Annotated in this window: 8 protein-coding genes; all 8 read right to left on the reverse strand. The window is 35.4% G+C overall.

What is annotated here, in order from left to right; all coding sequences use genetic code 11:
• Positions 1 to 264: 264 nt before the first annotated feature.
• Positions 265 to 924, reverse strand: coding sequence for a DUF3299 domain-containing protein (locus tag EC396_RS04500; protein ID WP_129365512.1), 660 nt, complete (start codon positions 922 to 924; stop codon positions 265 to 267).
• Between the two features lie 33 nt (positions 925 to 957).
• Entirely contained in the window at positions 958 to 2,202 is a 1,245-nt protein-coding gene (locus tag EC396_RS04505) for an ABC transporter permease (RefSeq protein WP_205757913.1), read from the reverse strand.
• A 5-nt stretch (positions 2,203 to 2,207) separates the two neighbouring features.
• Positions 2,208 to 2,948 (reverse strand): ABC transporter ATP-binding protein, encoded by a 741-nt coding sequence (locus EC396_RS04510; RefSeq protein ID WP_129365514.1) that lies wholly within the window; start codon positions 2,946 to 2,948, stop codon positions 2,208 to 2,210.
• A gap of 273 nt (positions 2,949 to 3,221) precedes the next feature.
• Complete coding sequence (locus EC396_RS04515; RefSeq protein ID WP_129365515.1) at positions 3,222 to 4,397, reverse strand: DcaP family trimeric outer membrane transporter; 1,176 nt, start codon at positions 4,395 to 4,397, stop codon at positions 3,222 to 3,224.
• A gap of 179 nt (positions 4,398 to 4,576) precedes the next feature.
• Entirely contained in the window at positions 4,577 to 5,848 is a 1,272-nt protein-coding gene (locus EC396_RS04520; protein WP_129365516.1) for a carbohydrate porin, read from the reverse strand.
• A gap of 475 nt (positions 5,849 to 6,323) precedes the next feature.
• Positions 6,324 to 6,533 (reverse strand): hypothetical protein, encoded by a 210-nt coding sequence (locus tag EC396_RS04525; protein ID WP_129365517.1) that lies wholly within the window; start codon positions 6,531 to 6,533, stop codon positions 6,324 to 6,326.
• Positions 6,534 to 6,642: 109 nt separating this feature from the next.
• Positions 6,643 to 7,905, reverse strand: coding sequence for a threonine/serine exporter ThrE family protein (locus tag EC396_RS04530; protein WP_129365518.1), 1,263 nt, complete (start codon positions 7,903 to 7,905; stop codon positions 6,643 to 6,645).
• Between the two features lie 307 nt (positions 7,906 to 8,212).
• The coding region (locus EC396_RS04535) for a dipeptidase (RefSeq protein WP_129365519.1) at positions 8,213 to 8,934 on the reverse strand (722 nt) is incomplete at its 5' end.

Raw genomic sequence — 8,934 nt, forward strand, 5'->3', positions numbered from 1 at the left:
AAAAAAAAATTGGAAAAAAAAAGGAGCCCCGCCATTTTGCAAAAATTGGTAGCGTCCAACTTTGTGTGTATGCGTCATCTCAACTTATAAGATTTGAAGCGTTTAATTTTGTTAAAAATTAAAGTCATAAAAAAAAAGAAAGACGATAGTTGATACCGCTTTCTTTTAAATTATTTTATTGGACACTAATGATTAAAAGTATAATTTATACCGCAACTGAAATTAACGGATGCGCATCCAGTAGTGAATCCTTGCTTGTCCTATTTACTTATCGTTGTAGTTCCAGATTTTTTTTGCAGACATTGAATATCCCATATTTATATTGTCAATACCATCTGCCAAAAAAAGCTCTTTCGTTAAACTTTTTGTTGACAGCGTACCTTCAACCCAAACCGGAGCAAAGCGGGAAGTTGTTTTGAAGCCTTCGTCAAATTTTATATAAACAATTTGATTTGGCGGTGGAGGTGGTGTGTGAATACAAGCCCCTACCCAAGGCACTAAAAGAAATTCAAATGCATTTTTTCCATCAAAGTCCAGCGGCAATAAATAACCTGACATTCTAATGTTTAATCCGTTTAATGATTCTACCACTGTTTCCGCTTTCTTTTTTCGAAGCTCCATAATAGCTGTACGCTGGGCAATCAAGTACTCAATATCAACTCCTTCAGCTGTGAGTTTTTTTTCTTTTTCTTGAACTTTTTTCAGAATTTCAGCGTTCACGCTTCCTGGTTTTCTTTCTTGAAGCATCCGTATTCTCGCTATATAACTTGTTTCATCAATTTGTTCCTCTGTCAATTTTTCAAAAGGATCATCAAATTTAACTTCATCCGAAATTAGATCATCCCAATGAATTACTTTTACCTCTTGGGCAAAAATACTAGTAAAAACAGTTAAAAATAGAAAAGTAAAAATTAATTTGCGCATATTTTTTTTATTTAGTTATTGTATGAAATTAAGTTACATTTTAACGGTCATTCCGTCTAAAAGTGAGTATTTATATATTTTATAACCGGGAATTATCCCAATTAATATTCCTAAAATTATTACCGTTCCGATTATATAAATTTCCTGTAATGATATCCCTGAGGGATTTAAATAAATGCCGTACTGTGTTTCTAGTATGGGTTTTGCTATCTGTAACAGGAGAAAAACAACAGCTATACCTAGCGCTATTCCCCAAACGGTAATTACAATAGATTCGCAGGAAATTAAACCGAATATTTTTAAAGGGCTGGCACCAACCGAGCGTAGAATTGCCATTTCGCGCCGTCTTTCATTAACGCCGGTAAGCAATGCCACAAGCATACCAATTAATCCGGCAACGGCAACAAAACCAGAGACAATCAGCAGTGCTGATTCAATCTTTCCCATCATGTTCCAAAGTCGTTGCAAGGTCAACCCAGGCATAACTGCAGTTAGTGGCTCACTCTTATTTGTATTGATTTGGCGTTGTACGGCCAAAATATTTGTTCGGTTTTTTAATCCCACCAAAAAAGCAGTAATGTATTCGGGTTCAAGATTCAATTCCTCAACTTCATCGGCCGAAAAGTGCATGTGTTTGTCGGGCATTCCATTAACCCAGTCAATATGAATGGCTTCAATTCCTTCTAGGCTCACATGAATGGTTTGGTCAACAGGTGTGCCAGTACGTTTCAGGATTCCAGTAACGCGAAAAGGTTTGTCACCGTGGTCGTGAAAAGCAATTTTACCTGAACCGTGGTTGATTACAATTTCATCGCCAATTTTATAGTTATGTAAAGCTGCAACATCTGCCCCTAAAACGGCATCAAAAGTTTTTTGAAATGCCTTTCCATCCTGAAATTGCAAATGCTGTTTATTGGCAAATTGATAATGTGTGAAATAGTCGTGGTTCGTACCAATTACACCAAATCCTTCATGCGAATCGCCCAGTGAAATCGGAATCGTCCAGTCTATCAATTCATTAGCCGCTATATCTTCGTAGCTATGCCAGCTGATATTGCTAGTAGCCATTCCAATATGAAATACCGTTGACAAAAGAAGTTGCTCGTCGCCGCTGCGCGCACCAACAATCAAATCGGTGCCCGAAATTGAATTGGTAAAACTATTTTCCAAGCCAATCCTTATCCGTTCAACACCCAATAAAAGCGTGATACTAATAGCGATAGAAAATATGGTAAGTGCAACCGTAAACTTACGGTTCAACAAACTTTTTAACGCCAATTTTACTATAAACATACCACAGCCTCCTTTCCTTTTTTCTCAATAATTTGCATAGTTTCTGTAAAATCATTGATTGAAATACTTTTTTGGAATCTCTGTTGGATACGACTGTCGTGACTTACATACAACAAAGTGCTGTTGTTTTTTTTGCACTCTTCCAAAAGCAGGTCAAGGAAGCGCATAGCATTTTTTTCATCAAGTGCTGAAGTTGGTTCATCGGCCAGTATAATTTCGGGCGAACCAATTAAAGCCCTGGCTGCAGCTACCCTTTGTTGTTGCCCAACACTCAGTTCGGTCACTTTTTTTTCGTGAATCTCTTTTTGCTGAAGACCTAATTCAGACAGTAAACGGATGGCTTCTTCTTTTGCAGTAGTTCCCTTTGTTTGGATTTTATTCCTTTTAACTTCAGAAAAATGTATGGGAATAAGTACATTTTCAATAACTGAAAGATAAGGGATCAGATTAAACATCTGAAAAATAACCCCCATATGATTTGCCCTAATGGCATCGCGTTGTGAAGAGGAAGCATCAACCAATTTTTTTTCTAATATCTTAATTTCACCACTGCTCAATGGTAAAACCCCGGATATTAAGTTCAAAAAAGTAGTTTTTCCACTTCCGCTATCGCCTTTAATTAAAAGATGTTCACTTTTCAAAACTTCAAGTTCTGGAATTGTAATAAAAGGAACCTTAGATTTATCCCAACCAAAATTTAAGTTCTGTATTTGTATGATAGAATTATTCATTGTTAATTTTAGAGTTTAAAAGTAGTGTTTTTTATAAATTCTTTTTCAAAAATTTAAAAGAAAAAATAACAAATTCTATTTCAAAACCCGCCCCCAGACTGACATCGAAACAGCCTCCGTAGGTAATGGCAGATATAATGTAACTATTGGATCCCAACGTAATCCTACTTTGTATTCATGTTTCGAATAAACTTGTCCCTCGGTTACATAAACTTCTTACCCATATCCTATTTTAAATTGTTCGATTATGATTTACAACTGGCTAAGATGCCATTAAAATAGCTGTATTCCAAATTGAAAACGGTTATTATTGAATTTTCCCCCGTTGTAATTTTCCTTGGCTGAGTAAATCCATTCCACACCAATATTTACATATTTATTAACCCTGTAAAACGTATTCATAAAAGCGAAAGTACTTGATTTTATATGTGGATTAGGATTATTTGGAATTTTATCAGCGCCAAACATTCCATACGCAAAATTACTTCTAAATTTTTCATTCCATTCATGGCGGTATACACCAAAACCACCATATTGGGTTTGCAATTCAGTTCTAGCTCCATCAAAATATCCGGCATTACTATCCGCTCCCAATACATAATTTGAGGCTCCTGAACCATACAGGCCTGAAAGCGTAATTTTGATAGCATCATTTGGTTTAACAATGAATGTTGCGTTGCTTAAATAACCAGTTACACGATTTTCAGAATCATCTGTTTTATCAGCAAAAGACATAGGACGAATCATTCCCACGATGCTAAAATGATATATAGATGAAGGGTCAACGCTCAGTGATGCAATAAAATCAGGATATTTATTCAACGGAGTCATATTAACTCCTTTTAGATCTGAATTTATGGGTTCTTCCAGAGAAACCGACAATGCAAGTGTTTTGGAAATTGGGGTGCTAAACCGAATTTGTCCACGGCGTATAAAGGGCAGTCCACTTATGGTAGGTTCAACCAAACCTTCAGGTATTGCCTGTAAATCCATAACAAGACTCCAGTACTGCCCCATTAATAGTTTTTGACCCTTCTTATTACTTAATTGTAAATAAGCATGTCGCAAGGAAAATCCTGATTCTCCCCTGAAGTTCATCTCGATATAACCTAGCATTTGTATATCTTTTATACTATATCTTCCATCAAAATATAAGCGCGATGTTTTGGCGCCCATATAGGTCTGACCTTTATAAATATTTTCGGGAGAGAATGTGCCCGGAAGAAGTATTTCGTTTTTTACATTGTATTTGGTATCGTAAAATGCAACGGCCTTAATAAATCCTCCAACAGCCAGTGAAACATCTGTACCAGGTAGTTTAATGGCTCCAGGGAATTCACCTTTTCTAATAGCCGCTTCGTTTAAATCTCCAATATTATCGCGTATTGGTGTAATGGTATCAAGTTTTTGCGCATTTAGATTTGTAAAAGCAAACAAACAAGCGAACAAGATAATTAGTAGGTAACAAAGGCTGAAAGCCTTTGTTATTATTAATGAAGACTGAATATGTACTCCCTGTGTTAGCGGGTTTGACATATTCAGTCTTCTTTTAATACAGACTGATTTCATTCTTTCAATCAATTTTTTTATATAATTATTGTATTGTGTATATCTTAATTCTAGTTTATTTAAATATTAATTCGTCCACGTGCTCCAAAAATAGTTGTAAAATTTGTGTTGGTATTTAATGCTGGATTTATTATCAATTGTATATTTGGTGTAAATTCTACATGAGGTACAATCTGTAATTTGTAGAATATTTCAGAAAGGTATTGATCTTTTAAGCCAGTACCAAATAGATTTTCATTTGGTTTGTTCCAGTTTAATCCTAATCCAAATACATTTGATCCTGTTATATTATAACCAATACCAGTACTCACTGAAGCAGTAAAAATACTACCACCATCTTTTGCCCAGCCCCCTCTAAGGAATGGAAATAATTTATTACCTAATTCCCAACTAACAGAGCCTGAAATACCCCAACCATTAGGAGCATTCACTGTCTTGTCTACTTGCCAAAAGGTTATATGTGCGTTTTGTAAAATAGGCATTTCGTAATTAGGCGTATAACCTACTTCAAAAGTTTTGAGGGTTTCAAATTCAGTAAAGAACGTATCAAAGCTTTTATAAAATTCTTTGGCAGTACCATTAGCATCAATTAAACCTCCTATAACATAAATATGATCCGTTAACCATGCGCTAACCATTAAGCCCAATGAACCATCAGGGTATGAACCGCCGGTAGTACTGGTACCTGTTGCAAATGATAGGTTGTTAAAACTACTCCAAGGGCTTGCCAATGCATATATGTCAGTCCAATCCGTCACATCCAAAAATCCCGCATAAGCTACAATATTAGCCTTTGCAAATGTTTGTCTCCAATATAGATTGGTAACACGCCACCTGTCATCATTATAAACAGATTGCACAAGACCAACATAACCTACTCCTGCAAGTCCCCATTCACGTAATGGTAGGTCGGTGTATTTATGTCTGTTTTCAACTTTAAATACCAAACCGCCCTCATGTGAAGTACCTCTACCAACCAAATTATACTTACCATACATACGAAATACACCACTGGCACCAACATCATCACCTATTGCTTTGGTAGCTGCCATTATTTGTGAGTTATAATCAGCATTAATAATAAAGCCAGTTTTTTTATAAAACCTTTGTTTCAATTGGTCTAAACTGTCTAACCCAGACCATCTATTAAAAATTTCTTTTGAGGTTGATCCTTTTGAGGCGATGTCTTTACTCATCTGCTGACTTACAGAGCTTGGAGCTGAAAGATCTCTTATTTTAATAGTATCTTTCTTTTGATTTTGCCCATAGACAGCAAAATTAAGCACCACTGCAACAAAAAACAATATCAAACCTCTCTTTTCGCTTTTCATACTTTTAAATTTATTTTATAATATTTTCAACAATTTATCTTCTTTTTTATTAGCAGTTAGTTCTTTTTAGAATTAGCTAATAAAAAACTATTTTTCAACAGATTTTCGTTTACAAGTCATAAATCGACATAAGTATCTTCTTTTACAATATCAAATAGATAATCTATTGTAACAAATATATTAATTTTTTTAAGCTATTAAATTAAACAATATCATTAAATTTTATTACATATAATAGAATTATTTTCAACACCCATATACAACTTGACACTATAAAAATACAACTATTACTCTGGTAACTATATTAACAAATAAAAGAAATTAAACAATATGACAAAACAAACCTTCGGCTATCTACGTTTCATCATGATGATCGTTTTTCTTAGTTTTCAGCTATTCTTAACGACAAAAACAGCATAAACAACATTTGTTACTCGCTAAAAAATAAATTCATATCTATTTAATCTACAATATATTACAGTTTTTTCTTATAAATTAAGCCATCTTTCATAATTAAAGACAAATTTTTATCTGGTGCAGCTAATAACGATATATCTTTAAGCTGGTTACCGTTTACTAGCAGCAAATCGGCATATGCACCTTCTTCAATAACACCTAGCTTACCCTGATACATCTCACGTTGACCACACATTATTATCAATTCAGCATTGCTTGCTGTTGCCATGTTTAAAAAAGCTACAATTAAATTATAAATTTGGTAAATATTAATAGATTAAAAAAAATTGCTATTCTTTATAGTTAACTTTTACGATATTCAAAAAGAGTTAATTTATTTACAAATTGGGTTTAGGTTTCACAATGAAAAAACCGATTAAAACACCCAACATAATGGTTAATGCCACAATAAACATCTGAAAAAACTGTTGTACTCCAAGCTCCATATTTCCACTAGCCATATTGGCTAAACCACGAAAACCAATGGTACCTCCCACTAACAATAAAATAGCAGGAATAACAACAATAGAAGCTGGTCGGCCTGTTTTACGAGACCAGAAATTGCCAACAATTACAGCAACAATTGTCCCTAGCAAATTTCCCAAATTAGCATTCATTATTGAACTTCCACCCAAAACTCCCAAATAGGCTATGGCAGAAACAAGTACCGACCAAGGTAAATCTTTGCGTGGTACTTGAAATGCTAATGCCAAGCCAATTAGTAACAATGGAAAATAAAGTATCATCCACTTTTGATCTACAGGGGCTTGAGGTGCCACTGCTGAAATGGTTACTAAAAAACTAGCTATACGGACACCAATTATAGCTCCTGCAATTTGTTTAACAAGTGCAATTAACCCTGTTTTTAAATTGTACAAACCTGATTTCATGTGTTTTGTTACCAATTCGCCAGTGCCTAAACTAATAGAGTATCCAGGTAGCAATATAATAACAGAACAAAGAATAACCAAAACCAGATTTAATTCAGGTATCCAATGTTTAATCAATGCTGCAAGAAAGCCACTAACCAATGCAGTTGTAAGAGGCATCCAATTTATAGCAGCAGTACCAAAACGAACTGATAGTTGAACTATACCAAAAACGATGATGCTAAATACTGATACGAATAAGCTATCTATCCATCCTGCACCCAAAAGTAGTGCAAAACCAAATCCAGAAAAGACATATCCTAACATACTGGCAAAATTGTTCCATGGTGGAGGAATTTGATCAATTGCATCAATGCGCGGCTCAGCATCATTAAGAGATAAATACCCAGCTTTAATTTCGTTCAACACATCCCCTAATCGGGCGAGCTTGTCCAAATCAATAGATGGGGGTTGGGTAGCTACAATTTCCTCACGCATTTGTATTTCTGATGCTTTCAATAAACCAAACCTGATTTCTACAGGTGTAGATTTGAATTTACCATTGTAACCAAAATCTTTAGCTAAGCTTTTTAATAGAAATTCTAATCTTCCTGAAGTAGAGCCGTATTTATGCGCTGCCAAACCTACTTTCATGAGAAAATTCCATGCATCGTCAAAGGGCACCTTTGGGGATGTAACAAATCCTTTTAAATCTTTTTCTGAACTTTTCATTTACTTCTCTTGAATTTCTAAGAATGTATGTATTCTATTTATTTCAAACAATTACTTTTCCTTGGTTCCAATTTTGACATTCACTTTACTACTATGGTAAATTCAATATCAGTTTATATATTGAATCATGCTTGTCTTCATAATAGTTATGACCTTGATTCTGTTTATTTGCTGATTTAGATTTAATGCTAAGGCAAAAATTGTATTTTCCTTATAAATTTAAGGTCAGGAGTCCTAAATCAGAATTTGTGTTCTATAGTTAAACTCCGATGAATGACTCCTGACCTTTTCCTGACGGCCCTAAGCATTACGCCCCCCAAACTTCCTTCATGACACGCATTAAGTTTCCTCCCATAACTTTTTGAGTATCTTCTACACTATATCCTCTGTTAAGAAGCCCATTAGTTATATTGTAGAAGGTTGCAGGTGTTTTAAGACCAGTAGGGTATACATAAGGAGGATGGCCATACTCTTTAGCTGTCCAAGCACCACTTGCAATGATTTGGTCGTAAAGCTTTTGTGCATCATCATCTGCCATAAGTCCTTGAATCATATAGAAATAATCCATTCCGATGGAGGCATGGTCAATACCAGCCACTTCAATGATATGTTCGATATGCGCGAAGAACTGGTCAAACGTAGGAGTTTGACTTGCACTTACAAACGTTGGCCAACCAACTGCACCAACAACACCACCGTTTTGACCAATCGCCCTAATCACATCATCTGGAACATTACGCGGGTGGTTGTAAACAGCTTTGGCATTGGAGTGAGAAATGATTACCGGGCTGCTAGAGAATTCAATCATGTCCAATACATCTTTATCGCTATTGTGAACTCCATCGACAATAATGCCCAACTCGTTACACTTCTTGATCAGGTCTACCCCTGCCATGCTCAGTCCGGCATCAGATCGATCTAGTTGTCCACTTGCGAATCGATTTCGGTAATTGTAGCCCGGTGCCACTTGGCCAACACCAGCTTCCTTGAACTCTTCTAGAAGGTCTAAATTGTCTTCAACAGCATAAG

This window comes from Lutibacter sp. HS1-25 (assembly GCF_004121075.1).
GTDB lineage: Bacteria > Bacteroidota > Bacteroidia > Flavobacteriales > Flavobacteriaceae > Lutibacter.

Coding starts and splice junctions, on each gene's coding strand:
- EC396_RS04500 (WP_129365512.1), bottom strand. CDS start 924: ATGCGCAAATTAATTTTTACTTTTCTATTTTTAACTGTTTTTACTAGT.
- EC396_RS04510 (WP_129365514.1), bottom strand. CDS start 2,948: ATGAATAATTCTATCATACAAATACAGAACTTAAATTTTGGTTGGGAT.
- EC396_RS04520 (WP_129365516.1), bottom strand. CDS start 5,848: ATGAAAAGCGAAAAGAGAGGTTTGATATTGTTTTTTGTTGCAGTGGTG.
- EC396_RS04525 (WP_129365517.1), bottom strand. CDS start 6,533: ATGGCAACAGCAAGCAATGCTGAATTGATAATAATGTGTGGTCAACGT.
- EC396_RS04530 (WP_129365518.1), bottom strand. CDS start 7,905: ATGAAAAGTTCAGAAAAAGATTTAAAAGGATTTGTTACATCCCCAAAG.